Annotated in this window: 26 protein-coding genes, 1 pseudogene and 1 other annotated feature; of the genes and pseudogenes, 24 read left to right on the top strand and 3 right to left on the bottom strand. The window is 40.7% G+C overall.

Annotated features, from left to right (window positions below; genetic code table 11):
• Positions 1 to 37 precede the first annotated feature (37 nt).
• The 17 genes from NKR21_RS12695 to NKR21_RS12615 all read left to right on the top strand — a co-directional run bounded on the left by NKR21_RS12695 (position 38) and on the right by NKR21_RS12615 (position 16,960).
• Complete coding sequence (locus NKR21_RS12695; RefSeq protein ID WP_371869448.1) at positions 38 to 2,149, top strand: HD family phosphohydrolase; 2,112 nt, start codon at positions 38 to 40, stop codon at positions 2,147 to 2,149.
• The gene (gene ybeY, locus NKR21_RS12690; protein ID WP_012010615.1) at positions 2,150 to 2,629 is read left to right on the top strand and encodes an rRNA maturation RNase YbeY; all 480 of its coding nucleotides are present in this window, start codon (positions 2,150 to 2,152) and stop codon (positions 2,627 to 2,629) included.
• Positions 2,607 to 2,993 (top strand): diacylglycerol kinase family protein, encoded by a 387-nt coding sequence (locus NKR21_RS12685; protein WP_041815743.1) that lies wholly within the window; start codon positions 2,607 to 2,609, stop codon positions 2,991 to 2,993. The genes ybeY and NKR21_RS12685 overlap by 23 nt, the downstream gene beginning before the upstream one ends.
• A 113-nt stretch (positions 2,994 to 3,106) precedes the next feature.
• Positions 3,107 to 3,505 carry a cytidine deaminase gene (locus NKR21_RS12680; RefSeq protein WP_088000410.1) on the top strand — a complete coding sequence of 133 codons (399 nt, stop codon included), beginning with the start codon at positions 3,107 to 3,109 and terminating at the stop codon, positions 3,503 to 3,505.
• Positions 3,498 to 4,403, top strand: a complete 906-nt coding sequence (gene era / locus NKR21_RS12675; RefSeq protein ID WP_088000408.1) for a GTPase Era — start codon at positions 3,498 to 3,500, stop codon at positions 4,401 to 4,403. The genes NKR21_RS12680 and era overlap by 8 nt, the downstream gene beginning before the upstream one ends.
• 148 nt (positions 4,404 to 4,551) lie before the next feature.
• The gene (locus NKR21_RS12670) at positions 4,552 to 4,695 is read left to right on the top strand and encodes a YqzL family protein (RefSeq protein WP_003217288.1); all 144 of its coding nucleotides are present in this window, start codon (positions 4,552 to 4,554) and stop codon (positions 4,693 to 4,695) included.
• Between the two features lie 35 nt (positions 4,696 to 4,730).
• On the top strand, positions 4,731 to 5,501 hold the full coding sequence (gene recO, locus NKR21_RS12665; protein WP_144455855.1) for a DNA repair protein RecO: 771 nt from the start codon (positions 4,731 to 4,733) through the stop codon (positions 5,499 to 5,501).
• A gap of 39 nt (positions 5,502 to 5,540) precedes the next feature.
• Positions 5,541 to 5,718 (top strand) — a binding site (T-box leader).
• Between the two features lie 112 nt (positions 5,719 to 5,830).
• The gene (glyQ, locus tag NKR21_RS12660) at positions 5,831 to 6,718 is read left to right on the top strand and encodes a glycine--tRNA ligase subunit alpha (protein WP_012010611.1); all 888 of its coding nucleotides are present in this window, start codon (positions 5,831 to 5,833) and stop codon (positions 6,716 to 6,718) included.
• A complete protein-coding gene (glyS, locus tag NKR21_RS12655; protein ID WP_144455857.1) occupies positions 6,711 to 8,756 on the top strand; it encodes a glycine--tRNA ligase subunit beta in 2,046 nt (681 codons plus the stop codon). The genes glyQ and glyS overlap by 8 nt, the downstream gene beginning before the upstream one ends.
• 166 nt (positions 8,757 to 8,922) lie before the next feature.
• Positions 8,923 to 9,561 carry a transcriptional regulator CcpN gene (gene ccpN, locus NKR21_RS12650; RefSeq protein WP_024423017.1) on the top strand — a complete coding sequence of 213 codons (639 nt, stop codon included), beginning with the start codon at positions 8,923 to 8,925 and terminating at the stop codon, positions 9,559 to 9,561.
• A 25-nt stretch (positions 9,562 to 9,586) separates the two neighbouring features.
• Positions 9,587 to 10,408, top strand: a complete 822-nt coding sequence (locus NKR21_RS12645; RefSeq protein ID WP_008342399.1) for a pyruvate, water dikinase regulatory protein — start codon at positions 9,587 to 9,589, stop codon at positions 10,406 to 10,408.
• Between the two features lie 261 nt (positions 10,409 to 10,669).
• A complete protein-coding gene (locus NKR21_RS12640) occupies positions 10,670 to 11,170 on the top strand; it encodes a YaiI/YqxD family protein (RefSeq protein WP_012010608.1) in 501 nt (166 codons plus the stop codon).
• A 33-nt stretch (positions 11,171 to 11,203) separates the two neighbouring features.
• The gene (gene dnaG, locus NKR21_RS12635) at positions 11,204 to 13,033 is read left to right on the top strand and encodes a DNA primase (protein WP_012010607.1); all 1,830 of its coding nucleotides are present in this window, start codon (positions 11,204 to 11,206) and stop codon (positions 13,031 to 13,033) included.
• 201 nt (positions 13,034 to 13,234) lie between these two features.
• Positions 13,235 to 14,356 carry an RNA polymerase sigma factor RpoD gene (gene rpoD / locus NKR21_RS12630; RefSeq protein ID WP_008342392.1) on the top strand — a complete coding sequence of 374 codons (1,122 nt, stop codon included), beginning with the start codon at positions 13,235 to 13,237 and terminating at the stop codon, positions 14,354 to 14,356.
• A 304-nt stretch (positions 14,357 to 14,660) separates the two neighbouring features.
• On the top strand, positions 14,661 to 15,020 hold the full coding sequence (gene cccA, locus NKR21_RS12625; RefSeq protein ID WP_041815739.1) for a cytochrome c550: 360 nt from the start codon (positions 14,661 to 14,663) through the stop codon (positions 15,018 to 15,020).
• A 109-nt stretch (positions 15,021 to 15,129) separates the two neighbouring features.
• Positions 15,130 to 15,846 carry a tRNA (adenine(22)-N(1))-methyltransferase gene (locus tag NKR21_RS12620; protein WP_144455859.1) on the top strand — a complete coding sequence of 239 codons (717 nt, stop codon included), beginning with the start codon at positions 15,130 to 15,132 and terminating at the stop codon, positions 15,844 to 15,846.
• Complete coding sequence (locus tag NKR21_RS12615; protein ID WP_144455861.1) at positions 15,839 to 16,960, top strand: Nif3-like dinuclear metal center hexameric protein; 1,122 nt, start codon at positions 15,839 to 15,841, stop codon at positions 16,958 to 16,960. The genes NKR21_RS12620 and NKR21_RS12615 overlap by 8 nt, the downstream gene beginning before the upstream one ends.
• A gap of 38 nt (positions 16,961 to 16,998) precedes the next feature.
• Here the strand turns inward: NKR21_RS12615 and NKR21_RS12610 are convergent, their stop codons facing one another.
• Together NKR21_RS12610 and vrrA are read right to left on the bottom strand one after the other, a co-directional pair.
• Entirely contained in the window at positions 16,999 to 17,943 is a 945-nt protein-coding gene (locus NKR21_RS12610; protein WP_012010603.1) for a 4-hydroxy-3-methylbut-2-enyl diphosphate reductase, read from the bottom strand.
• Between the two features lie 156 nt (positions 17,944 to 18,099).
• Positions 18,100 to 18,810, bottom strand: a complete 711-nt coding sequence (gene vrrA, locus NKR21_RS12605) for a VrrA/YqfQ family protein (protein ID WP_144455863.1) — start codon at positions 18,808 to 18,810, stop codon at positions 18,100 to 18,102.
• Between the two features lie 155 nt (positions 18,811 to 18,965).
• Here vrrA and NKR21_RS12600 point away from each other — a divergent pair, with 155 nt between their 5' ends.
• Entirely contained in the window at positions 18,966 to 20,285 is a 1,320-nt protein-coding gene (locus tag NKR21_RS12600; protein ID WP_012010601.1) for a DEAD/DEAH box helicase, read from the top strand.
• 9 nt (positions 20,286 to 20,294) lie between these two features.
• Entirely contained in the window at positions 20,295 to 21,188 is an 894-nt protein-coding gene (locus NKR21_RS12595) for a deoxyribonuclease IV (protein ID WP_144455866.1), read from the top strand.
• 48 nt (positions 21,189 to 21,236) lie between these two features.
• Here the strand turns inward: NKR21_RS12595 and NKR21_RS12590 are convergent, their stop codons facing one another.
• Positions 21,237 to 21,491 (bottom strand): DUF2624 domain-containing protein, encoded by a 255-nt coding sequence (locus tag NKR21_RS12590; protein WP_060596669.1) that lies wholly within the window; start codon positions 21,489 to 21,491, stop codon positions 21,237 to 21,239.
• A 139-nt stretch (positions 21,492 to 21,630) separates the two neighbouring features.
• Between NKR21_RS12590 and NKR21_RS12585 the strand changes: the two genes are divergently transcribed.
• From NKR21_RS12585 to NKR21_RS12565, 5 genes and pseudogenes are all read left to right on the top strand, one after another.
• Positions 21,631 to 22,509 carry a YitT family protein gene (locus NKR21_RS12585; protein WP_012010598.1) on the top strand — a complete coding sequence of 293 codons (879 nt, stop codon included), beginning with the start codon at positions 21,631 to 21,633 and terminating at the stop codon, positions 22,507 to 22,509.
• Positions 22,510 to 22,644: 135 nt separating this feature from the next.
• Positions 22,645 to 23,421, top strand: coding sequence for a metal ABC transporter ATP-binding protein (locus NKR21_RS12580; RefSeq protein ID WP_144455868.1), 777 nt, complete (start codon positions 22,645 to 22,647; stop codon positions 23,419 to 23,421).
• Complete coding sequence (locus tag NKR21_RS12575; RefSeq protein ID WP_012010596.1) at positions 23,421 to 24,281, top strand: metal ABC transporter permease; 861 nt, start codon at positions 23,421 to 23,423, stop codon at positions 24,279 to 24,281. The genes NKR21_RS12580 and NKR21_RS12575 overlap by 1 nt, the downstream gene beginning before the upstream one ends.
• Positions 24,259 to 24,687, top strand: a complete 429-nt coding sequence (gene zur / locus NKR21_RS12570; RefSeq protein WP_012010595.1) for a zinc uptake transcriptional repressor Zur — start codon at positions 24,259 to 24,261, stop codon at positions 24,685 to 24,687. Before NKR21_RS12575 ends, zur begins: the two co-directional genes overlap by 23 nt.
• 237 nt (positions 24,688 to 24,924) lie before the next feature.
• A pseudogene (locus tag NKR21_RS12565) lies at positions 24,925 to 25,737 on the top strand (leucine-rich repeat domain-containing protein).
• The last annotated feature ends 83 nt before the right edge of the window (positions 25,738 to 25,820 follow it).

The following is a 25,820-nucleotide window of genomic DNA, read 5'->3' as shown; positions in this document are numbered from 1 at the left end:
GAGAAAGAATCAGAAAGACAGTAACCGTAAAAGACTGCTGTCTAAAAAAGAACCTCAGAAAATGGAGCGCTCACGCTATTTAAATGTTTTGCTATACGCTGGTTTAGCAGCCATTCTGTTCGTGGTGCTCTTCTTCCATGTAAAGCCTGAATCGCTCGACTTAGATTTATTTTCGGTGAGCGAACAGACCATCTATTCTCCATCAACCGTCGATGATCAAGAAGCGACAGAAGAAAAGAAACAAGAAGCAACAGATCAAGTAGAGGATCAATATACACTCAAAAAAGCGTATTCTGACAATCGAGTTGATCTCATCTCCTCCCTTTTCGAAGCTATAAAAGAAGAGAAAAAAGCAGCTGATGAAAAAGAGAATCCGCCATCGGATAAAGAAATGGTCAAGCGTGTGAAAGAAAAACTGACCTCAGATATGCAGGAGGCTGTTTCAGACCAATCCATCAAAGCGCTGCTTCAAGCAAGTGACGAAAATCTCTCTTTTACTAAGGATTCTATCATCACAGTGGTGAATTCACTGATGAGTAAAGAAATCACAGCAGCGAAATTGCAAGAAGAGAAAAAACAAGTGAAAACAGAGCTTGAAAACAACTCAATTCCATCAAAATACTTAAATGCAGCGAAAGAAATCGGTGAATTTGCGATCATTCCAAACTATGTATTTGATCCAGTGGCAACAGAGAAGAAAAGACAAGAAGCCGCTGATAATATTCAGCCGGTTCAGATTAAGCAAGGGCAAATCTTAGTCGAAGAAGGAGAGCTTATCGACCGAGAAGTGTATCGTAAATTAGAACTGACAGGGCTCTTAAACAGCTCCAATTTGATTAAGCCTGTAAGCGGTCTTATGATCTTGATTGGACTGTTTTTAGCAGCGATTATTCATTCACTTGAATCGAGGAAAAAATCGCTTGTTCATAAGAATAAGTCGTTGCTACTCTATTCGCTCATTTTCACGATTATTTTAGTCATCATGGAAGTATTCAGTCTCTTCCAGGAAACGAAATATACGACAATAGGATATGTGGTGCCAGTGGCACTTGGCACAATGCTGATCAAGCTGCTTATCAATGAGCGGCTAGCGATTTTCTCTGGCCTTGTATTTGCTCTTTGCGGCAGTATGATGTTTAATCAAGGTGTAACCGGCGTCTTTAACTATGTGATCTGCGCTTATTACCTTGTGAGCGGGATGGCGGGCATTTTATTTTTGAGAAAGCATAATGCACGTTCAAAAATATTACAGGCAGGGCTTTGGGTCGCTTTGGTGAATGTCCTTGTGGTTCTATCCATTACGCTCATCCAAAACTCCTCACCATCAGGGCTTGAAATCGGTGTAAACCTTATGATGGCAATTGTGTCAGGGTTTGCATCATCTATTTTGGTCATTGGGCTAATGCCTGTGTTTGAGAGTATGTTTGGCATTCTTTCAACAATGAAGCTGATTGAACTATCAAATCCAAATCATCCGCTGCTTAAAAAGATTTTAACAGAGACACCAGGTACATATCATCATAGTGTCATGGTGGCAAATTTAGCGGATGCGGCATGTGAAGCAGTCGGAGCAAACGGTCTTTTAGCAAGGGTTGGCGCTTATTATCATGACATTGGCAAAACGAAAAGACCCCAATACTTTATCGAAAACCAAATGAACATTGATAATCCGCATGACAAGCTTTCCCCTCAGTTAAGTAAAAATATCATTATTGCTCATACGACAGATGGAGCTGATATGCTGAGAGAAAAGAAGTTTCCTGAAGAGCTTGTCGATATTGCCGAACAGCATCACGGGAAGTCACTGTTAAAGTTCTTTTACTATAAGGCAAAAGAGCGTGATGATCAGGTGACAGAAGAAGAATTCCGTTATCCTGGTCCAAAACCGCAATCAAAAGAAGCGGCAATTATTTCTGTAGCGGATAGCGTGGAAGCAGCGGTACGATCGATGCATAATCCAAATCCAGAACGGATCGAAAAGCTCGTCAAAGGCATTATTTCCGATAAAATGCAGGATGGGCAATTCAGTGAATGTGATCTGACATTTAAAGAGTTAAATATTATTAGTCAAACGATTTGTACAACATTAAAGGGGATTTTCCATTCTCGGATTGAATATCCGGATGCCCCGAAGCAGAAGGTGAAGTAAATGACATTGTTAATTGATTTAATAGATGAAACAGGACAAGTATCAAAAGAGCAGCTTGAAGAAGTGGAAAAGCTTCTTCAGTTCGCTGCTGATGCCCTTGAGGTTAAAGATCAAGCGGAGGTATCAGTGACGATCGTCTCGAATGAAGAGATTCATCAAATCAATAAAGAATACCGCGGAAAAGACGCACCAACGGATGTGATCTCATTTGCACTTGAGGAAGAAGGAGAAGGGGAAATTGAAATCATTGGTGCTGATGATATTCCGCCAGTACTTGGCGACATCATCATTAGTGTGGACCGTACGAAAGAGCAGGCAGAGGAATATGGACATTCCTTTATGAGAGAGCTTGGATTCCTCACCATTCATGGATTTCTGCATTTGCTCGGGTTTGATCATATGACAGAGGAAGATGAAAAAGAAATGTTCGCCAAACAGACAAAGATCTTGGATGATTATGGCCTTTCAAGATCTTCGTAAGAAAAGAAGGCCGCTTGCCCGTTTTTTTCGGAGTTTTTATTATGCATTTAGAGGAATATGGCGAACTTTCTTGAATGAACGGAATTTTCGATTTCACACAGTCGCAGCCATCATCGTGATGATCTGCGGCTTTTGGTTTCACATTGAACCATTTGAATGGATGATCGTTTTGCTTTTATGCGGGGGGATGTTTGCGCTTGAACTTGTCAATACAGCCATTGAACATACAGTGGACCTGATGACAGAAGAGAGGCACCCGCTTGCTGAGAAAGCGAAAGACGCTGCAGCAGGCGCTGTTTGCGTTTACGCCGCGATTTCGGTTATGATTGGATTGATCATCTTCTTACCGAAGATCATGCAATAGAACAATATTACTATTTATTAACATTTTTAGAAATGGGCGTGAAAATGTCACGTGAATTATGTAAAATATAAATGTGACAGTGGTACCATTTCTTCTGAAAGTGGGAACTAGGAATGAACAAACAAGAGTTGATTTCAGAAGCAGTTAAAGCAAGGGACTTTGCATATGTACCCTATTCAAAATTCAAAGTCGGTGCAGCATTACTGTCGAATGATGGAACAGTGTATGGAGGCTGCAACATTGAAAATGCAGCATATGGTATGTGTAACTGTGCAGAAAGAACAGCACTTTTTAAAGCCTATTCAGAAGGCAACACATCGTTTCAAATGCTAGCAGTAGTGGCTGATACAGACCGTCCTGTTTCGCCGTGCGGGGCATGCAGACAGGTCATTTCAGAGCTATGTGCACCTGACATGCCAGTGATTCTAACGAACTTAAAAGGACAAATATACGAAACAACAGTAAATGAACTATTGCCAGGCGCATTTTCACCGGAGGATTTAAATGACTAACGAAAGCTTCAAATCAGGATTTGTATCAATTATTGGAAGACCAAATGTAGGAAAATCAACTTTTCTTAATCGTGTTATTGGACAAAAGATTGCTATCATGAGTGATAAGCCCCAAACGACACGAAATAAAGTGCAAGGTGTCTTAACAACAAACACGTCACAAACGATCTTTATCGATACACCAGGTATTCATAAACCTAAGCATAAGCTTGGTGATTTTATGATGAAAGTGGCTCAAAATACACTGAAGGAAGTCGACCTGATCTTGTTTATGATCAATGCAAAGGAAGGCTACGGCAAGGGTGATGAATTCATCATTGAACGACTCAAGCAAACATCTACACCAGTATTTCTAGTCGTCAATAAAATCGACCAAATTCACCCAGATGAGCTGTTCCTTTTAATTGATGAATATCGCACACGTTATCCATTTAAGGAAATTGTGCCAATTTCAGCTCTTGAAGGAAACAACATTGATACGCTTCTTCAACAGGTTGAAGGTTATCTTCCTGAGGGCCCGCAATTTTACCCAGCAGATCAAGTAACAGACCATCCAGAGCGGTTTATTATTTCTGAATTAATTCGTGAAAAAGTGCTGCATTTAACGAGAGAAGAGATTCCGCATAGCATTGCAGTTGCGATCGAGTCCATTAAGCCAGATGAAAATGGCAAGATCCATGTGGCGGCGACCATTGTCGTAGAACGTGATTCACAAAAAGGGATTGTGATTGGGAAACGAGGCAGCTTATTAAAAGAAGTGGGACAAAAAGCGCGCAGAGATATCGAAGCACTTCTCGGTTCAAAAGTGTATCTGGAGCTTTGGGTAAAGGTTCAGAAGGACTGGCGTAATAAGTCCACTCACCTTCGTGACTTCGGATTTAGAGAAGACGAATATTAAAAAATCGTTGCTGTTGTCATAAAATCTGACAATGGTGCGGTTCGATTAGTAAAAATTGTTTATCATGAAATGGAGGTAGCCTGGTCAAGATAAAATTAATATGTTGGATGTAGCGTTGCTGCTTCTAATAAAGAAAGGTGGGGTTTTTATGTTGAATTTTACATGGAACGTATTTTCACAAACAGGAAGCGTTGACACGTATCTGCTTTTCAAAGAGTTAGAAAAGGAGAACCTGGAAAGACCCGATGTACTTGAAGAAGAGATAGCACGATTTGATTTTCCAATCTTATAATTCTTGACCCCCTCTAATGCTCGGAGTGTAGACAAATGCTCATTAAAAGTGAAGGAATCGTCCTTAGAACAACAGATTATGGCGAAACAAACAAAATTGTCACGCTGCTCACTAGAGAACATGGGAAAATTGGTGTGATGGCAAGAGGCGCAAAAAAATCAAACAGTCGCCTGTCAGCCATAAGCCAGCCGTTTTTATACGGAACCTTCCTGATCCAATCATCAACAGGACTTGGAACGCTCCAGCAAGGTGAAATGATTGAAAGTATGCGGACCATTCGGGAAGATTTATTTTTGACCGCATATGCCGCATACATGACAGAATTACTCGATAAAGGCACAGAAGAAAAAAAGCCAAACCCTTATTTGTTTGAGCTCCTGCTTCAATCTCTGCGTCATCTGAATGAAGGCACAGATGCTGATATTATCTTATTTATCGTAGAGGTTAAAATGTTATCAGTGATGGGGATGAAGCCCGAACTTGATCAATGTGTTCATTGTGGTCAAAAAGAAGGGCAGTTTCATTTCTCAATTAGAGATAACGGCTTCATTTGCCAAAATTGCTTTTCTAAAGATCCGTATAAACTGCCCTTATCCCCAGCAGCTGCAAGGCTGCTCCGTTTATTTCATTATTTTGATTTATCAAGGCTCGGTCAGGTTGATGTGAAACCGCAAACGAAACAAGAAATTCGTCAAGTGCTCGACCACTACTATGACGAGTATTCAGGCCTTTATTTGAAATCAAAAAAATTCATGAATCAAATGGAATCCATGAAAAGGCTTATGGGCGGGGAAAACAAAAGTTGACATCTTCCATGACTTTTTGTAAGATCATCTAAGATAAAATATGTTGCATTGACAGAAAGAAGTACTTGCGCAGAATCCATAAAAGCGACCTTAGGGCGGTGTGAGCTAAGGATGGAGGCGTAACGAAAGGCATTCTTGAGCAACGTAAAACAAAGCGGCTGGTTGCTACGATACCAGCAAATAGGGTGGAACCGCGGGAAAAACTCTCGTCCCTATGTTTGCAAGGAGCCTTGTGAGCATAGAGACGGGAGTTTTTGTGTTCTTTTGCGGGGTTCTAGACCCACCCGCTATACATAGTGGATGGTGTAGAAAAGATGGAGGTGCGATCATTGAATATTCAAGACATGATTTTGACGTTGCAAAAGCATTGGTCAAATGAAGGCTGCGTATTAATGCAGGCGTATGACACAGAAAAAGGTGCCGGAACGATGAGTCCATACACGTTCCTCAGAAGCATTGGTCCAGAGCCGTGGAAGGTAGCGTATGTTGAGCCTTCAAGACGCCCAGCTGATGGCAGATATGGAGAAAACCCAAATAGATTGTATCAGCATCATCAATTCCAAGTGATCATTAAGCCGTCACCTGACAATATTCAAGAACTGTATCTTGAATCATTGAAAGCGCTTGGTATTGACCCGCTGAAACATGATATTCGTTTTGTCGAAGACAACTGGGAAAACCCATCTCTTGGCTGTGCAGGACTTGGCTGGGAAGTATGGCTTGATGGAATGGAAATCACCCAATTCACATATTTCCAGCAAGTCGGCGGTTTGGAATGTAAGCCTGTTTCCGTTGAAATCACATACGGTATTGAACGTCTTGCTTCCTACATTCAGGACAAAGAAAATGTCTTCGATCTTGAATGGACTGACGGATTCACGGTCAGAGATTTATTCCTAATGGCTGAATATGAGCACTCTGTTTATACATTTGAAACATCTAATACTGACATGTTGTTTGAGCTATTTACGACCTATGAGAAGGAAGCGCATAGCCAAATGGACAAAGGACTTGTTCACCCAGCATACGATTATGTGCTCAAATGCTCTCATACGTTTAACCTGCTCGATGCAAAGGGCGCAATTTCTGTTACTGAGCGAACTGGATATATCGGAAGAGTGCGCCAGTTAGCAAGAAAAGTAGCCAAAACCTATTATGAAGAACGAGAAAAATTGGGATTCCCTATGCTAAAAGAGGAGGCGGCTTCTCATGAATAAACAAGATGTATTACTCGAGATCGGCTTAGAAGAGATGCCGGCTCGTTTCATGTCAGAAAGCACAAAGCAGCTAGGCGAAAAAGTAAAAGCGTGGTTTGAAACGCAAAACATTCCATTTGAAGATGTTACTCTATTTAACTCACCAAGACGTCTTGCTGTACTTGTGACAGGTGTCGCAGAAAAACAAGAAGACATCAAAGAAGAAGCAAAAGGTCCGGCTAAAAAGATTGCACAAGATGCGGAAGGCAACTGGACAAAAGCAGCGGAAGGTTTTGCCCGCGGACAAGGTGCTTCAACAGATGATCTCTATTTTAAAGAGATCAAAGGAGTGGATTATGTCCATGTGCAGAAGTTTGAAGAAGGAAAACAAGTTAAAGACCTTCTGCCAGCATTAGGTGAGATCGCCACTTCATTAAGTTTTCCAAAGAACATGAGATGGGGAAGCAAAGATTTACGCTACATCCGTCCGATTAAATGGATTGTTTGTTTATTTGGAGAGGAGATTGTACCTGTTGACATTGCTGGGGTGAAAAGCGGCCGTGAGACAAGAGGACACCGTTTCCTTGGTAAGGCAGCGATCATCGACTCACCTGCTTCTTATGAGCAAACATTGCGCGACCAATTTGTCATTGCAGATTCAGATAAAAGAAAACAAGCCATTACCGAGCAGCTAAATGCTCTAGCTTCAGAAAAAGGATGGGTGATTCCTGTTGATCCTGAGCTTCTAGAAGAGGTCAACAATCTTGTAGAATACCCAACGGTGCTATCGGGTTCCTTTGAAGAAGAATTCCTTGCATTGCCGGAAGAAGTATTGGTAACGACAATGAAAGAGCATCAGCGTTATTTCCCTGTGAAAAATGAGCAAGGGGAATTATTGCCGCACTTTATTACGGTGAGAAATGGAAACAGTGAAGCGCTTGAAAATGTCGCAAGAGGGAACGAAAAAGTACTTCGTGCACGTTTATCAGATGCTGCCTTCTTCTATAAAGAAGACGAAAAACTAGTCATTGAAGACAATATTAAGAAGCTTGATAAGGTCGTATTCCATGAGAAACTTGGCACAATTGGCGACAAGCTAAAGAGAGTGACTAACATTGCGACGCGTTTAGCAGCACATGTCGGTGCGGATGAGGAAACGACAGAGCGTGTGGCAAGAGCGGCAAGTATTTCGAAATTTGACCTTGTGACTCAAATGGTCTATGAATTCCCAGAATTACAAGGAATCATGGGCGAGAAATATGCAAAAGCACTTGGCGAACATGAAGAAGTGGCTAAAAGCATCAACGAGCACTATATGCCGCGCTTTGCCGGTGATGAGGCGCCTACCACTTTGATTGGTGCAATTGTGGCAATAGCCGATAAGCTGGATTCGATTTGTTCCTTCTTCTCAATTGATGTCATTCCAACCGGCTCTCAAGATCCTTATGGACTAAGAAGACAAGCGAGCGGTATCGTTCAAATTCTGCTTGATCGTCATTGGAATATTTCATTCAAAGAGCTTTTGGCACTTGCTCAAGTAGAAGAAGCACACGAAACTGCTCTCATTGAATTTTTAACACATCGTTTAAAATATGTCCTCCAAGCAGAGCATATTCGTCATGATGTTGTCGATGCAGTGCTAGATGTTGAAGATATTGAACCTTATGCAGTTGTGAAAAAAGCAGCTGTTCTTGAAGAGAGCGTGAAACAAGAAAGCTTCAAAGAAACAGCAGAAGCATTAGGACGCGTCATTTCAATCAGTAAAAAAGGTGAAGACGCAGAGATTCAGCCTGAGCTGTTTGAAAATGAGCATGAACAAAAGCTATATGAGGCGTATCAGCAAGTAGAGACAGCCGTCAAGGAACATGTAGCAGCAGGTCAATACAGCGCAGCACTTGAGGCACTTGATACGTTAAAAACACCGATTGTTCATTATTTCGATCACACAATGGTTCATGCAGATGATGAAAAGCTGAAGCGAAATCGTTTGGCACAAATGGTCAAACTAGCTAAAGTCATTCAATCATTTGCGAATATGAACAATTTAATTGTAAAATAAATACCTAAGAACGGTTGCCTTTTTTGAAGGGCAATCGTTTTTTACTCATTTAATTCACGGTTTTTGAGTGGATTTTTGTCTCATTCGGACAAAGATGCGCTATAATATGATGAGTTATGAAAATGATATACATAAAGTAAAGATTCGCTCTCTCTATTTAAAGGTGGTGAGTACAATCGAGTTAAATAAACGGCAAGAGCAGATTTTACAGATTGTCAAAGAGAATGGTCCGATCACTGGAGAGCATATCGCCGATCGTCTGAACTTAACGAGGGCGACCCTCAGACCGGATTTAGCCATATTAACGATGTCAGGCTTTTTAGAAGCAAGACCAAGGGTCGGTTACTTTTTCACAGGAAAAACAGGCACGCAGCTTTTAGCAGATAAGCTGAAAAAACTTCAAGTGAAAGATTTTCAATCCATTCCAGTGGTCATACATGAGAATGTTTCGGTTTATGATGCGATTTGTACGATGTTTTTAGAGGATGTGGGCACATTATTCGTTGTGGACGATCACTCTATTTTAACAGGCGTGTTGTCAAGGAAGGACCTTCTTCGCGCAAGTATTGGAAAACAGGAGCTTCCATCAATCCCTGTCCATATTATTATGACAAGAATGCCGAACATCACCGTTTGCCGCAAGGAAGATTTCATTATGGATGTGGCGAAGCACTTGATTGAAAAGCAGATAGATGCACTTCCTGTTATAAAAGATACGGATAAAGGCTTTGAAGTGGTCGGCAGAATTACAAAAACAAACATGACGAAAATACTTGTTAGCTTATCAGAGAACGAAATAATCTAATTACAGAAGACTGCGAGGGGATGTTATGAGTAATCGCGTAATTTTTGTGGTATCAGATTCAGTAGGAGAAACGGCAGAGCTCGTAGTCAAAGCGGCACTTAGCCAATTTGATGGCGGCTCATCAGACCATTCAAATATTAGAAGAATCCCGTATGTAGAGGATGTCGGTACGATTAAAGAAGTCATTTCACTGGCGAAAGCAGATAACGGAATCGTCTGCTTTACGCTTGTTGTGCCAGAAATGCGCCAATTCTTAATTGAAGAGGCAGAAGCAAACGGAGTCGTTTATTATGACATCATCGGACCACTGATCGACAAGATGGAGACTGCTTATGGAAATGAAGCGAAACATGAGCCGGGGCGTGTACGTCAATTAGATGAGGACTATTTTAAAAAGGTTGAAGCCATTGAGTTCGCAGTGAAGTATGATGACGGCAGAGACCCAAGAGGCATTCTAAAGGCTGATATTGTACTCATCGGTGTATCACGTACATCTAAGACACCACTATCTCAATACTTGGCGCATAAAAGGCTGAAGGTAGCGAACGTTCCAATTGTTCCTGAAGTAGATCCGCCAGAGGAGTTATTTTCAGTTGATCCAAAGAAATGCATCGGTCTGAAAATCAGTCCAGACAAACTCAATCATATTCGTAAAGAGCGTTTGAAATCTCTAGGTTTAAATGATCGTGCGATTTATGCGAACATTGAACGGATTAAAGAAGAGCTAGAGTATTTTGAAAAAGTGGTGGACCGCATTAACTGTCAAGTCGTTGATGTATCCAATAAAGCAGTTGAAGAAACGGCAAATGTCATTCATCAAATGCTGACCAAAAGAGGTTCCGAATAAACTCAGGATGCTCCTCCTGGGTTTTTCCTATGGTGGGAAACGGGTAAACAAAAACAATGGCATATTTGCTGCATTTGTATTATAATAAAAAATTGTGATAAAATGATTGATTTTAGGTTTAAGTTAAGTCAAGAACGAATAAACTAATATTGGCAGAAGTCAAGTGATTCTGAACATAACTTTTCGACAAAATGAGTTTTACTGTTGTTTGCTATATGGGGGAAAAGTATGGTCTTTTTGCTTCTCTAAAGCAGGAATAAGGTGGAGGGATGGAGAATTAGTCACCTGAATGAACATAAACATGAGAGGACGATTTATGTCGATGCAGATGCTTGTCCTGTAAAAGACGAAATCCTTTCTGTCGCATCTCAATTTCAAATACCAGTGACATTCATTGCTTCATATGAGCATTTTCAAACCAAAAGATCTCCACTTGAAGATTGGCGGTTTGTAGATACACATAAGGAAGCAGCGGATTTAGTCATTGCGAACTCAGTTGCCGCACATGATATTGTCGTCACCCAAGACATTGGTCTTGCCTCCTTACTACTTCCAAGACAGGTCATTGTCCTGTCTGAAAGAGGACGGATGTACACGAACGAAACAATTGATTTTGATTTGGAACGCAGGCATGTTTCCAGTAAACAGCGAAGAAAAGGTGTATACGGAAAAGGTCCCAAAAAGCTTTTAGAAGAGGATAAAAAGCGATTTATTGCGCAACTACAAAAAATCCTGTCGAATCATGAAGGATTTTTGAATTAAAAGGCGAATAATGTACGACGGAGTGTTATTAGGATGAGCAAACGTATACCAGATGAACTTTTGGAGCAAATCCAAAAAAACGCAGACATTGTCGAAGTGATTGGAGAATACGTACAGCTTAGAAAGCAAGGTCGAAATTACTTCGGTCTTTGTCCATTCCATGGTGAAAATACTCCTTCATTCTCTGTTTCAGCAGATAAGCAAATCTTCCATTGTTTTGGCTGTGGTGCAGGAGGTAATGTATTTTCGTTCCTCAGACAAATGGAAGGCTACTCATTTATTGAAGCCGTTTCACATGTTGCTGATAAGTACCATATTGATTTGCCTGATCATGTAGCAAATGCTCAGATCAGCTCCTCACATCAAGAGGACACAGCAGATCATAAAATGATTGAAGCGCATGAGCTTCTTAAGAAATTTTACCACCATTTGCTGGTAAATACAAAGGAAGGTCAAAACGCACTCGATTATTTACGGGCGAGAGGCTTTACAGATGAAACAATTGCCAAGTTTGAGATCGGATATGCTCTTGACTCTTGGGATTTCGTGACCAAGTTTTTAGAAAAACGAGGGTTTGATCCTGCGATGATGGAAAAGGCCGGTCTTTTGATTCAACGTGAAAACGGAACAGGCTTTTTTGACCGCTTTAGGGATCGTGTGATGTTTCCTATTCATGATCATCATGGGACAGTCGTCGCTTTTTCCGGAAGATCACTTGGTGATCAGCAGCCCAAGTATATGAATAGTCCTGAAACGCCACTTTTTCATAAAAGTAAGCTGCTTTATCACTTTCATGACGCGCGTATGCATATTCGAAAACGCGAACGTGCGGTTCTTTTTGAAGGATTTGCTGACGTCATCTCAGCTGTCACATCAGGTGTCGGCGAAAGTGTTGCAACAATGGGAACGTCTCTAACAGAAGAGCACGTGAAACTTCTCAGACGGAACGTAGAAGAGATTATTCTTTGCTATGACTCTGACACGGCCGGTTATGAAGCCACCATGAAAGCATCAGATTTGCTTGGAAAAAGAGGATGTAAAGTTCGCGTTGCCATGATACCAGATGGACTTGATCCAGATGATTACATTCGTAAATATGGCGGCGAGAAATTTAGGAATGACATCATAGATGCAAGCGTGACATTAATGACTTTTAAGATGAACTTTTTCCGAAGGGGAAAGAATTTATCTGATGAAGGGGATCGGCTTTCTTATATGAAGCAGGTACTCCGAGAAATTAGCCGGTTAAACGGTTCCTTGGAACAAGAGATTTACATGAAACAGCTTGCTGGAGAGTTCTCGATCTCACTTGATTCATTAAAGGAACAACTGGAGCTGTTTGAAAAACAGCAGCGTCAAGAGGCCAAAAGCACGCAGGAAGAAAGCGGGCTTGAAAAACGGCGTGCACATCTGTCAACACAAGTACGAAGAAAACGTCTGCGCCCAGCATATGAAAATGCAGAGCGAATGCTGCTTGCTCATATGTTAAAAAGCGATGACGTGATCCGTAAAGTACTGGACAGAGTAGGGATTGAATTTAATATAGATTCTCACAGGGCGCTTGCCACATACATTTACGCTTTGTATGAAGAAGGCAAAGAACCAACGCCGCAGCACCTGATGAACCGTATAGAAGATGATGTCATCAATCAGCTTCTGACAGATATATTCATGATTCAAGTTGGAGACGAACTGAGTGAAGCTGAATTAAGTGATTATGTAAAAAAAGTGTTGAATCATCGGAATTTGTCAATGATAAAGGAAAAAGAACTAGAACGTGCAGAAGCGGAGAGGCAAAAAGATTTCTTCAAAGCGGCAACACTTGCAAAAGAAATTATTCAGTTGAACCGTTCGCTGAAGTAATACGTCTAATATTTATGACAAGACTTACGGCTGGCAATGAATCCTTTATGGGAGGAGCATAAGACCGCAAGCATCTTGCCTTCATCATTATTTATTTTATTCCTATTTGCTCATCTGTTTGATAAAGAGAGAAAAGCAGGGCGGAAGCAAATCGCAAGTTACTTTAGAATTCGTTGCAAGCTTTGGAAGGAGGGATCCATAATGGCTGATAAACAAGCCCACGAAACCGAAACTGAATTGACCTTTGAACAGGTGAGAGATAAGCTCACTGAAACGGGTAAAAAACGGGGCGTTTTAACATACGAAGAAATTGCAGAGCGTATGTCTAGCTTTGAAATTGAATCAGACCAAATGGATGAATACTATGAATACTTAGGCGAACAGGGTGTAGAGCTCATTAGTGAAAACGAAGAGACAGAAGACCCTAATGTTCAGCAGCTGGCTAAAGCGGAAGAAGAATTTGACCTGAATGATTTAAGCGTACCACCAGGTGTCAAAATTAATGATCCTGTTCGTATGTACTTAAAAGAAATCGGACGCGTCAATTTGTTATCTGCTAAAGAAGAAATTACGTATGCACAAAAGATCGAAGAAGGCGATGAGGAATCAAAAAGAAGATTAGCGGAAGCAAACCTTCGTCTCGTTGTCAGCATCGCGAAACGCTACGTCGGTCGTGGTATGCTGTTCCTTGACTTGATTCAAGAAGGAAACATGGGTCTTATGAAGGCAGTTGAGAAGTTTGATTACCGCAAAGGATACAAATTCTCAACATATGCGACTTGGTGGATTAGACAGGCGATCACGCGTGCGATTGCCGATCAGGCAAGAACAATCAGGATCCCGGTTCATATGGTGGAAACCATTAATAAATTGATCCGTGTTCAAAGACAGCTTCTGCAAGACCTAGGCAGAGAACCAACGCCAGAGGAAATTGCTGAAGACATGGATTTAACGCCAGAAAAGGTTAGAGAAATTCTTAAAATTGCACAAGAGCCAGTATCTTTAGAAACACCTATTGGTGAAGAAGATGACTCGCACCTTGGTGATTTTATTGAAGACCAAGAGGCGACATCTCCATCTGACCATGCTGCATACGAATTGTTAAAAGAGCAGCTTGAAGATGTATTAGACACGCTGACGGACCGTGAAGAAAATGTACTGAGACTACGTTTCGGACTAGATGACGGAAGAACACGTACGTTAGAAGAGGTTGGAAAGGTGTTCGGCGTCACAAGAGAGCGTATCCGCCAAATTGAAGCGAAAGCTCTTCGTAAATTAAGACACCCAAGCAGAAGTAAACGATTAAAAGACTTCTTAGAGTAGAAACTGGACGGATCTTGAAAGAGATCCGTTCTTTCTTCATCAAAAATGAAAACGCTTTTTTCAATCTGATTATATTTTACTGAATAAATAATGAATTTGCAACGTTCTTAGAGAAAAGATGTATAAAAAATACATCAAAATGTGTTGAAGGCTTCATTTCTCATCTTTGCATCATTTTTGTCTAATCTGTGAACTTGACCAAAGTTTTGTATCATAATTCGTTTACTTTTTGTAAAATTAAAGTAGAATTAGAATTGTTTGTATAGTCTTAAAGGGGTTTTTCACAAAGGGGAGGATGAAAGAAATGAAACGGAATCCACTTATACCATTTTTATTGATTGCCATTTTAGGTATTGGACTCACTTTTTTCTTATCAATGAAGGGGTTGAAAGATGAAGACAAAATCGCCTCTGGAGGCGAGGAGCAAAAGCAAGAAGAAACAGCAAATGCGACGCCGGAAGAATTGTATAAACAGAACTGTCTAAGCTGTCACGGGGAAAACTATGAAGGCGGCGCAGGTCCTGCATTAAAAGGTGTTGGAGACAAGCTTGAAGTAGCAGACATTAAAAAGAAAATTCAAGAAGGCGGCAACGGGATGCCAGCCGGGCTAATCCCGAATGAAAAGCTCGATGAAATGTCAGAATGGGTATCCAAAATTAAATAATGTTACGCAAAAAGCTCTTTTTGATCAGAAGAGCTTTTTTCATTTGAAAACGACTTTTAATTTATATAAGATAGACAAGAATGAACATTAAAGAAAAGTAGTGATACGTATGAATGAAATGAATTTATCAAAACGATTAAAAAGAGTAGCAGACTTTTTACCACATGAGGCTGTCTTTGCTGATATCGGCTCAGATCATGCCTATTTGCCATGCTATGCGATCCTGCATCATAAAGCAGTAAAAGCGATTGCTGGTGAAATAACAGAAGGACCGCTTCAATCAGCGAAGCAGCAAGTACATAGACTAGAATTAGATGACCAGATCTCGGTCAGAAAAGGAAATGGCCTTGAAGTCATTGAAAAGGGTGAAGTGAATGCAGTCACGATTGCAGGTATGGGCGGAGCACTCATCGCAAGCATTTTAAATGACGGCAAGCATAAGCTCACAGGGCATGAAAGGCTCATTCTTCAGCCGAATATCCATGCTCACCACATTCGTTTATGGCTCTATCAAGAGGGGTATGAATTGATGGGTGAAGTCATTTTAGAAGAGGATGGCAAAATATACGAAATCATCATCGCCGAAAAAGGCGACAAAGATAAAGCCTATGAAGGGATGTCAATTGAAACCGGCATGCTAGTTGGTCCGTTTCTTGCGAAAGAGCAAAATGACGTCTTCCGGCGCAAGTGGATGCAAGAACTTCAGCATATGAAGAAGATAGAAAGTCAAATCCAGCAGGCAGCACGAACAGAAGAGAACAAGGAGCGCCTTGAAGAGCTGCATGTGAAAATAAAGATTTTAAAGGAGGTTTTGACTGTTGGCTAAAACAGTAAACGGACATGAAATCATCCAATTATTTGAACAGTTTTCACCAAAGGCATATGCCATGGAAGGTGACAAAATCGGTCTTCAAATTGGAACGTTAAATAAAAAGGTAAACAATGTCATGATCACCTTAGATGTATTAGAGAATGTGGTAGATGAGGCAATTGAAAAAAATGTGGATCTCATTATTGCTCACCATCCACCGATCTTCCGTCCGTTAAAACATGTAGCGACAGATCAGCCAGCTGGACGGATCATTGAGAAATGCATCAAACATGATATTGCAGTATATGTGGCACATACGAATTTAGATGTGGCTGATGGAGGAGTCAACGACTTGCTTGCGGAGGCTTTAGAACTTGAAGAAACAAGTGTGTTAGTCCCAACATATGAAGATCAAATCAAACAGCTTGCTCTTTATGTCCCGCAGGAATTTGAAGAAGCCATCCGTACAGCTTTAGGAAATGCGGGTGCCGGCCATATTGGCAACTACAGCCATTGTGCGTTTTCAAATGAAGGGACAGGCAGCTTTTTGCCATCAGAAGATGCAGACCCGTTCATTGGTGAATCCGGTCAATTGGAATTTGTGAAAGAAGTGCGGATTGAAACCATTTTCCCGGCAAGTATTGAAAAACAAGTCATTCGAGAAATGATCAAAGCACATCCTTATGAAGAAGTCGCTTATAGTGTACACACAACAGATCTTCCACCTATTCAAAAAGGGCTTGGCCGTATAGGAGAGCTAAGAGAACCAATGACCCTTGGAGACTTTACACAATTTGTGAAGACAAAGCTGGATGTAAATGGTGCTCGCTTTGTAGGTAATCAGGACGCTGTTGTGAAAAAAGTAGCTGTGCTTGGCGGAGACGGAAATAAATATATTCATCAAGCAAAGAGAATGGGTGCTGATGTGTATGTGACAGGAGATCTTTATTTCCACGTCGCACATGATGCCATGATGCTCGGGCTGAACGTAGTAGACCCAGGGCATTATGCTGAAAAGATTATGAAAGAGGGCGTAAAGGCGAAACTTCAATCGCTATGTTCAGATAAAAAGTATGATGTACAACTGTTTGTTTCTGAATCCAACACAAATCCTTTTCAATTTATGTAAACAAAAAAACGTCAGAGCCTCTATGCTCTGACGTTCTTTTATTTCTTTGTTTTCACGCGTGGCAGTATTTTCGAAAGAGGAACCGACCGTTCGATCTTCCAAGTTGATTCATCATCCGGCTCGTAGTTTTCTAAGAAACGGATCACCTCTTTTGTAATAGGTGTTGGTGTAGAAGCGCCAGCAGTAATGGCAACGGTATTTACACCTTGCAGCCACTCCAGCTTGAGCTCACTTAGGTCACCAATACGGTAAGCCTGCGTTCCCGCAATCTCCATTGACACTTGTGCCAGACGATTGGAGTTATTACTTTTTGGATCGCCGACAACAATGGTAAGATCGGCTTGGCCAGCTTGCTCAGATACAGCTTCCTGACGTACTTGCGTTGCAAGACAAATTTCTTGATGGTATTCAACGTGAGGATATTTCTCTTTTATGAGCTCCATCAGATCGTGGACATCCCACTGAGACATCGTTGTCTGGTTGGTAATGAGCAGTTTATCTGATGTTAAATCGAGCGCCTCAATGTCGGCTTCTGATTCGACAAGATGTACCTTGTCAGGGGCTACTCCGACAGCTCCCTCTGGCTCAGGATGCCCTTTTTTCCCGATATAAATAATATCATATCCATCGGCTGTTTTCTCTGAAATGAGTTCATGTGTTTTCGTAACATCGGGACAGGTTGCATCAATGGCGACAAGACCTTTTTCTTCTGCAATTTGACGAACCTCAGGTGAAACGCCATGGGCAGTGAAAATGACTGTTCCGCTTTCAACCTGCTTTAAAATGTCCAAGCGGTTTGGTCCGTCTAGTGTGTAAATCCCATCTTCTTCGAAAGCATCTGTCACGTGTTTGTTGTGCACAATCATACCTAATATATAAATTGGGCGTGGCAAGTTTTTATCAAGTGCGGCATTTTTAGCAATGACCATTGCATCTACAACGCCATAGCAATAGCCACGCGGCGAAATTTTAATTACATTCATTTATTCGTCCTCCTGTAGGGAAGTGCTGCTAGAGAAGAACAATATAAAAAGCCGTGAAAACGGCTTTTTATCATTCTCTAGCTTCCATTATAGCCAAAGTAAGCGTATATATCAAAGATTGTTATACGCAGGGGACACTTCGCCGTTAAAAGAACACTAGACATATAGTTTTGGAACAGAGCTGCCAGGTCTTTTTTTCGGTTTTGCTTCAGGAGCAGGTGATGTGAGAGGAGCTGCTTTTTTGATAAGAATATCCTCTGGTTCTTCTTCGTTTTCTTCTATTTCATCATCTTGTGCTGCTTCCTCTTTTGGCACTTCAGTTTCCTCGCCGATTTCTTTAGGTTCTTCATCTGTGCTTGTTTCATCATCATCTGCACTGCCAAGCTGGCTGTACAGCTTAATCATCGCAGGCAGGTTTCTGACTAAAGGACCGTATTGCTGAATCATTGGTGTAAATTGCTGCGCCATACCGAGCACTTTTTGAACATTTCCTAACATGCTTGAGAGCGTTGCAGGATTTGCGAAGCTCTGGATTCCTTGTAATCCCGCACCACCTCCAGAGACCCCTGCTCCCCCTGCGCCAGGAAGAAATTTAGCGAGCATGCCTTTCATTCCTGCTCCGCCGCCTAGTGCACGGCTTTCGCCCCCTGGAATTCCGCCCATTCCGCCCATTCCGCGTACACCGCCTCCCTGTACAGACGGGGAGCGAGGCATCATTTGCTGAAATTGATTGCCTTGCCCTTGAAAAGGCTGTTCGATAGGAGCTTGCTGCCTCCTTTGAAAAATTCCGGGCTGTCCGCCATTTCCAAGATGCCGGCGTGAGGGACGGTGCGGCTGAAAATCGCCCATAGGCCTTTGCCCTAACATACTTGTACCTCCCTTACTGCATTCTCTTTCTCTTCATAGGTTATGCAAGGAAGCATCAATTGGTTTCCTGTAAGAAAAGCGGACATGGTTTTTTTGCTGAAAATCAGCTATAATGAGGAGATGAGCAAAAAGGCATTGCCTTAAGGAGTGAAAACATGAACGAAACAAAATTTACGACATATGAATTAAAGTCTTTTATTATAGATGCTATTCATGAACTGGGCTTTTATGAGCCAACTGATATTCAAAAAAGAATCATCCCTGCTGTGTTAAAAGGAGAAAGCGTGATTGGTCAATCACAAACAGGAACAGGAAAAACCCACGCGTACTTATTGCCGCTGATTCATTCAATTGATCCAAGCAAAGAGCACGTACAAGTCGTGATTACTGCACCTACAAGAGAATTAGCCAATCAAATTTTCAAAGAAGCCCAAACGATTTTAAAAAATGCTTCTCCAGAAGAAGAGATTAAAGCAAAGCTTTACATTGGCGGAACGGACAAGCAGAAATCCATTCAAAAGCTAAAAAACCAGCCGCATTTGGTTGTTGGTACACCTGGACGTATTGCTGACCTCATTCATGAGCAGGCGCTGAACGTTTACAAAGCGACATCTCTTGTCATTGATGAAGCGGATTTAATGCTGGATATGGGATTTTTAGAAGATGTGGACCGTATTGGCTCACAAATGCCAGAACAGCTACAAATGCTTGTGTTCTCAGCAACGATTCCAGAAAAACTAAAACCGTTCCTGAAAAAATATATGGACAATCCCAAATATGCCCATGTTGAACCAAAGCGAATTACAGCTGAAAACATTCAGCATATTTTAGTCCCATCTAAACAACGTGACAAGCTAAAATTGCTTCATGAAATGGTGACGAATGTACAGCCTTATTTAGGCATCATTTTTGCCAATACAAAAACAACCGTTGATGAAATCGCATCATTCCTACAAGAAAAAGGAATGAAGGTTGGGGTGCTACATGGCGGATTAACGCCGCGCGAACGTAAAAAAGTGATGAAGCAAATTGATGATTTAGAGTTCACTTATATTGTGGCATCTGATCTTGCAGCCCGCGGAATTGATATTAAAGGCGTCAGCCATGTGATCAACTATGAACTTCCATCTGATCTTGATTTTTATGTTCACCGTGTTGGTCGAACAGCTCGAGCTGGTTCATCTGGAATTGCTATGACCATTTATGAGCTTGCTGATGAGGATGCACTCATTCAAATCGAGAAAATGGGCGTTGTGTTTGAAAATAAAACCATTGTACATGGCGAATGGCGAGATGCAGATGACCGCTTGAAGCGTCAAAGACGTAAAAAAGCACCTAATGAAATTGAAGAAAAAGCAAAGCGTCTTGTGAGAAAACCGAAAGCCGTCAAACCTGGATATAAAAAGAAAATGACACGTGAGATGGACAAAATCAAAAGACAGGAACGTAGAAAGTCAAAGCGTAATGGAAAGTAGGGGGAAACATTGTTGAAGATTGGTTCACATGTATCCATGAGCGGAAAACATATGCTTCTTGCAGCGAGTCAAGAAGCTGCCTCTTATGGTTCGAATACGTTTATGATTTATACAGGTGCACCGCAAAATACGCGCCGCAAGAAAATTGAAGACCTCAATATTGAAGCTGGACAAGCGCATATGAAAGAGCATGGCATGACAGATATCGTCGTCCATGCACCATATATTATTAATATTGGGAACACCGTCAATCCTGCGACTTTTGAGCTTGGCGTGGACTTCCTTCGTTCTGAAATTGAACGTACAGAAGCGCTAGGTGCGAGGCAAATTGTTCTCCACCCGGGTGCACATGTCGGAGCAGGACCAGAAGCGGGAATCCAAAAAATCATTGAAGGCTTAAACGAAGTCATCGTAAAAGGGCAAAAGGTTCAAATTGCACTTGAGACAATGGCTGGCAAAGGATCAGAATGCGGAAGAAGCTTTGAAGAGCTTGCCCAAATTATCGACGGAGTGACACATAACGAAGCACTTTCTGTCTGCTTTGATACGTGTCACACACACGATGCTGGTTATCCGATTGTGACTGACTTTGATGGGATGTTAGAAGAATTTGATCGAATCATCGGTATTGACCGAATCAAGGTTCTTCATATTAATGATAGTAAAAACGTACAAGGCGCAAGAAAAGACCGACATGAAAATATCGGCTTTGGTGAAATTGGCTTCGATGCACTGAACAATATTGTGCATCATCCGCAGCTTCAAGATGTGCCAAAAATCTTAGAAACGCCTTATGTAGGTGAAGATAAAAAGAACAAAAAACCACCTTACAAATTCGAAATTGCGATGCTAAAAGAAAAGCAATTTGACGAAGGCTTACTAGATAAAATTAAAGATCAGTAAAAAAGCATACAACAACATGAGGTGCCGCTAAATGCGGCCCTTTTTTGCTTAACTTGTAAACTGGTTAAACAGATCATTGACAGTCTGAGCTGTCTGTTTAGACGTAATCGCTTCCACCTGCTTAAGAAGCCGGTTACGCTCTGCATCATTAAAAATATTGACGTTTTTCCCATTCATCAGTTTGGCCACCTCGGCAGCTTGGTTTGACGTTAAACTGACACCATACTGCTTCGCATACCTTAACAGATCATTTGCTGTGATCTGATTGAGCCGCTGCAGGACAATTTTTTGGATTAAAATCAATTCCATTCCTCCCCTCTGTAACAATGTATGGGCGAAAACGGAAAATGTGCAAAAAATTTTATTTTACCCTGTGAAATGATAAAATAGTAAAGTGAATAAATGTTCATTGAAAATTTAACAGGTGTAGAGGGGAGAACGTATGGCAAATAAACAGCATAGAAAGGAATCAGTGCCTCATTTTATTTTGAGAATTTTTCTGATTCTAGTAGGAGCTACATGCGCAGCGGTTAGCATTGAATTATTTTTAGTGCCAAACAATATTATTGATGGAGGCATCATCGGCATTTCGCTTATTTTGGATTATCTCTTTACAGATAACCCATTCATCAATTTTGCGACGATTGTTGTCATTTTAAATATTCCATTTATGATATCAGGATACAAACATATTGGAAAAACGTTTCTTATTTCCACTGTGATTGGAATTGTCAGCTTAGCCGTCATAGAATCTTCACTCCATCATGTAGAGGCATTTACCACTCAGCCAATCTTAGCTACTGTATTTGGCGGGCTATTACTTGGTTTTGGTGTTGGACTTGTCATCCGTAATGGAGGCTCAATGGATGGAACGGAGATCTTAGGCATTCTGCTAACGAAAAAAATTCCTTTTTCCGTCGGTGAGTTTGTCATGATCGTCAATGTGTTCATTTTTATTTGGGCAGGCTTTGTCTTCGGACCAGAGCAGGCTATGTATTCTGTCATGACATATTATTTGGCAATGAAAACAATTGATGCTGTCATTCAAGGACTTGATGAAACAAAAGCTGTCATTATCGTATCAGATTATTATGATGAAATTTCAGATGCGATTCTTCATCGACTTGGTAGGGGAACGACAAAGTTGAGAGGGAAAGGCGGTTATACAGATGAAGAAAAGGATGTCATCTACGCCGTTGTCACAAGACTTGAAATCACAAAGCTAAAATCCATTGTATTTGAAATTGATAGTCAAGCATTTATTACAATTATGGATACGCATGAAACAAAAGGCGGTAAATTCAAAACAGCCATTCATTAGCTTTTATTTTACTTTTTAATCTTTCTTTTATATAATGAAGTGTATGTATGGACAGAGAAAATGGCAAAAGCCATTTTCTTTTTGTTGTATAAATCGTAATCATTCTTTTTATATTGATTGAAGGTGGAAAGATTCATGGCAAAGCCAATTATTGAAATGAAGGACATTTCGTACTCGTATGGACAGAGAAATGTCATAGATCACATTCATTTAACAGTAGAGGAAGGGAACTTTCTAGCGCTTGTTGGACCGAATGGGTCTGGTAAAACAACCTTATTAAAATGCCTGCTTGGGCTCATTAAACCACAGCAAGGTGAATTAAAACTATTTGGCACGCCTGCTTCTAAATTTAGAGACTGGGACCAAATTGGATTTGTTTCTCAAAAGGCGAATAGTTTTAATACAGGTTTTCCTGCTTCTGTTTACGAAGTCGTCGCAAGTGGATTGACGGCGAAAATAGGATTATTTAAACGAATGAGCAAGCAGGACAAATGGCAAGTTGAGGATGCCATTCGCTCAGTTGGGATACAAGATTTGAAGCATCAAAACATTGGGGAACTTTCAGGCGGTCAACAGCAGCGTACCTTTATTGCCCGTGCGCTCGTCAGTCAGCCCAAGCTGCTTATCTTAGATGAACCAACGGTTGGGGTAGACCAGCGGACAGTAGAAGGCTTTTATCAGCTGCTAGAAACATTAAACAAAGAAAAAGGAATGTCTTTAATTCTCGTCACACACGACGTGGGCACTGTTTCTGATAAAGTCACCCATGTGGCTTGCTTAAATCAGACACTTCATTTCCACGGTGATGCAGAAACGTTTGATTCAATGGATGATCAAGCGCTATCCCAATTTTACGGACATGACATTCAAGTGATTCATCACGATCATCACCATCATGGGGGACATGAATAATGCTATTTCCATTTTTTCATTATGAATTCTTACAAAATGCGTTTATCGCAGGAATGCTGATCGGCTTTATTGCGCCCTTGCTTGGTGTATTTATCGTCGTGAGAAGGCTTTCGCTGATTGCAGACGCCCTCAGTCACGTTTCACTTGCCGGTATTGCAGCAAGTTTATTCCTTGATAAAAAGTTCGGCCTCTTGACAGGGGTGAGCCCGCTATACTTAGGGATGGCGTTTTCAGTTGCAGGTTCGTTATTTATTGAACGCCTGCGATCTGTGTATAAGCATTATCAGGAACTGGCGATCCCTATTATTTTATCAGGTGGTATTGGGATTTCCGTCATCTTCATTTCACTAGCGAATGGCTTTAATACAGATTTGTTTAGTTATTTGTTCGGAAGTGTCAGTGCGGTGTCGAGATTAGATCTTTGGATTGTTGTTGGAATCTCACTCATTGTGGTGTTAGTTGTCGTGCTTTTATATAAAGAATTATTTTTACTTTCTTTTGATGAAGAGCATGCAAAGGCTTCTGGTATTTCAGCGAAATGGATTCATTTCATTTTTATCTTAGTTGTCGCACTTGTCATTGCGGCATCGATGCGTATCGTAGGTACACTGCTTGTCTCTGCGCTCATGACACTTCCTGTTGCGGCAAGTATCCGCATTGCCAAAGGCTTCAAACAGGCGATCTTCCTTTCGATCTTGTTCGGTGAATTGTCTGTATTGGCAGGGTTGATCTTAAGCTATTACCTAGATTTAGCGCCAGGCGGAACCATTGTGATGCTGTCCATTTTGATTTTAATCGGATGTATTTTTATTGGGAAATTCAAAAGGGGGAATCATCATGAACGTACAAGAAGCGCTTGATTTATTAAAAGAAAAAGGCTACAAGTATACAAGCAAACGTGAAGACATGCTTCAACTGTTTTCTGATTCTGATAAATATTTGACTGCTAAAAATGTGCTGACGGCACTAAGTGAAGACTATCCAGGTCTTAGCTTTGATACGATTTATCGAAACCTGTCACTATATGAAGACTTAGGTATATTAGAAACAACGGAATTGTCAGGAGAGAAGCTTTTTCGTTTTAAATGCTCCTTTTCTCATCACCATCATCATTTTATATGTCTCGCATGTGGTAAAACAAAGGAGATTGATGCCTGCCCTATGGACAAATTAGACGCCGATCTAGAGGATTATCACATTAGCGGACATAAATTCGAAATATACGGAACGTGTCCTTCTTGCGAACCGAAGGAAGTTCATTCATAAAACAGTCAGCCGCAGAATAACGGGTTCTGTTTTAAGGTAGAAAAAATAGATCCGTCATTTAATGAGCACTCCAATTCATATTTGAATTGGAGTTCTTTTATTTGAGGCATTTTACTAACTACTCTTGTTTTTTTGGCAGAAATATCGACAGGAGCTAACGATGTTGATGTTTTAACAGCAACATTCTGATAAAATTAATGTAGAAATTCCGTCATTCGTAGATGTGGAGGTAAAAGAATGCTAAAAGAACACTCACAATATATTTTTCATTTGGATGAACGACCAGAAGTTGTTCGTGATTTAGCCGATGTAGATGAAGATTCCACTGAATTGTTAATTACAGGAAAAACAAAAAATATTGACAGGTAGAAATCTTTTTCTAATCTGACGAAATTGTGAATTTACAAAGTGCACCAAAAGGAATTCGATACGATCTTGAGCTTAGTTAATCCCAGAATGCTCTTTGTACATGAAATGAGAGTAGAAGATTTATCAATCATTAGTTCTCTTAAGGATCTTGAAGTATTGGCACTTGAATGGAATACAAAGGCACAAAGTTTATGGGATTTATCAAAAAACACTTGTTTAAAATCTTTATCAATAACAGATTTTTCAAAGTTAAATGACATAGCCCCTTTGCAAAAAAACACTGGTTTAGAATTGTTACAATTGTCAGGCGGGGTTTGGAATGCATTAAATTTACATACTCTTCAACCATTAAGATACCTTAAGAATTTAACATATCTGTGCTTATCTAATATAAAAGTGAAGGACGAGTCTTTAGAGCCAATATCGCAATTAGAGGGACTCAAGGAACTTGAAATTTCGAATCAGTTCCCGACAGAAGAATATGCTAGGTTATCTGTAACCCTTCCAAATACGAAGTGTGATCGTTTTGCGCCATACATTTTTTTAGCAAGTCCTATTGTTGATAAAGATGTGATGGTTATTGGAAAGCGAAAACCGAAATTAAATTCAAAAGTTGATGGGAAAAAATTAAAAAAGTACGAAGAACAATTTAAGGCGTACCAAGAAAAGTATATCAATTAACTTGAAAAGCAATGGTAAATCAACTCCATTGCTTTTTCTATTGTTCATCCAATAATGGTGTTCTATTGATATTTTCTACTTCA

It is taken from the genome of Bacillus sp. 1735sda2 (assembly GCF_024159245.1).
GTDB classification, from domain to species: Bacteria; Bacillota; Bacilli; order Bacillales; family Bacillaceae; genus Bacillus; species Bacillus pumilus_O.
This window is presented reverse-complemented; position numbering and strand designations above follow the sequence as displayed.

Bases quoted from the DNA above. Each gene is read 5' to 3' on its own strand.
- NKR21_RS12645 (WP_008342399.1), top strand. From the start codon at position 9,587: ATGAGTAATCGCGTAATTTTTGTGGTATCAGATTCAGTAGGAGAAACG.
- cccA (WP_041815739.1), top strand. From the start codon at position 14,661: ATGAAACGGAATCCACTTATACCATTTTTATTGATTGCCATTTTAGGT.
- era (WP_088000408.1), top strand. From the start codon at position 3,498: ATGACTAACGAAAGCTTCAAATCAGGATTTGTATCAATTATTGGAAGA.
- ybeY (WP_012010615.1), top strand. From the start codon at position 2,150: ATGACATTGTTAATTGATTTAATAGATGAAACAGGACAAGTATCAAAA.
- glyS (WP_144455857.1), top strand. From the start codon at position 6,711: ATGAATAAACAAGATGTATTACTCGAGATCGGCTTAGAAGAGATGCCG.
- vrrA (WP_144455863.1), bottom strand. From the start codon at position 18,810: ATGTTAGGGCAAAGGCCTATGGGCGATTTTCAGCCGCACCGTCCCTCA.
- rpoD (WP_008342392.1), top strand. From the start codon at position 13,235: ATGGCTGATAAACAAGCCCACGAAACCGAAACTGAATTGACCTTTGAA.
- zur (WP_012010595.1), top strand. From the start codon at position 24,259: ATGAACGTACAAGAAGCGCTTGATTTATTAAAAGAAAAAGGCTACAAG.
- NKR21_RS12575 (WP_012010596.1), top strand. From the start codon at position 23,421: ATGCTATTTCCATTTTTTCATTATGAATTCTTACAAAATGCGTTTATC.
- NKR21_RS12580 (WP_144455868.1), top strand. From the start codon at position 22,645: ATGGCAAAGCCAATTATTGAAATGAAGGACATTTCGTACTCGTATGGA.
- NKR21_RS12620 (WP_144455859.1), top strand. From the start codon at position 15,130: ATGAATGAAATGAATTTATCAAAACGATTAAAAAGAGTAGCAGACTTT.
- NKR21_RS12610 (WP_012010603.1), bottom strand. From the start codon at position 17,943: ATGAATGTAATTAAAATTTCGCCGCGTGGCTATTGCTATGGCGTTGTA.
- NKR21_RS12600 (WP_012010601.1), top strand. From the start codon at position 18,966: ATGAACGAAACAAAATTTACGACATATGAATTAAAGTCTTTTATTATA.
- NKR21_RS12680 (WP_088000410.1), top strand. From the start codon at position 3,107: ATGAACAAACAAGAGTTGATTTCAGAAGCAGTTAAAGCAAGGGACTTT.
- NKR21_RS12670 (WP_003217288.1), top strand. From the start codon at position 4,552: ATGTTGAATTTTACATGGAACGTATTTTCACAAACAGGAAGCGTTGAC.
- dnaG (WP_012010607.1), top strand. From the start codon at position 11,204: ATGAGCAAACGTATACCAGATGAACTTTTGGAGCAAATCCAAAAAAAC.
- NKR21_RS12685 (WP_041815743.1), top strand. From the start codon at position 2,607: ATGGCCTTTCAAGATCTTCGTAAGAAAAGAAGGCCGCTTGCCCGTTTT.
- recO (WP_144455855.1), top strand. From the start codon at position 4,731: ATGCTCATTAAAAGTGAAGGAATCGTCCTTAGAACAACAGATTATGGC.
- NKR21_RS12585 (WP_012010598.1), top strand. From the start codon at position 21,631: ATGGCAAATAAACAGCATAGAAAGGAATCAGTGCCTCATTTTATTTTG.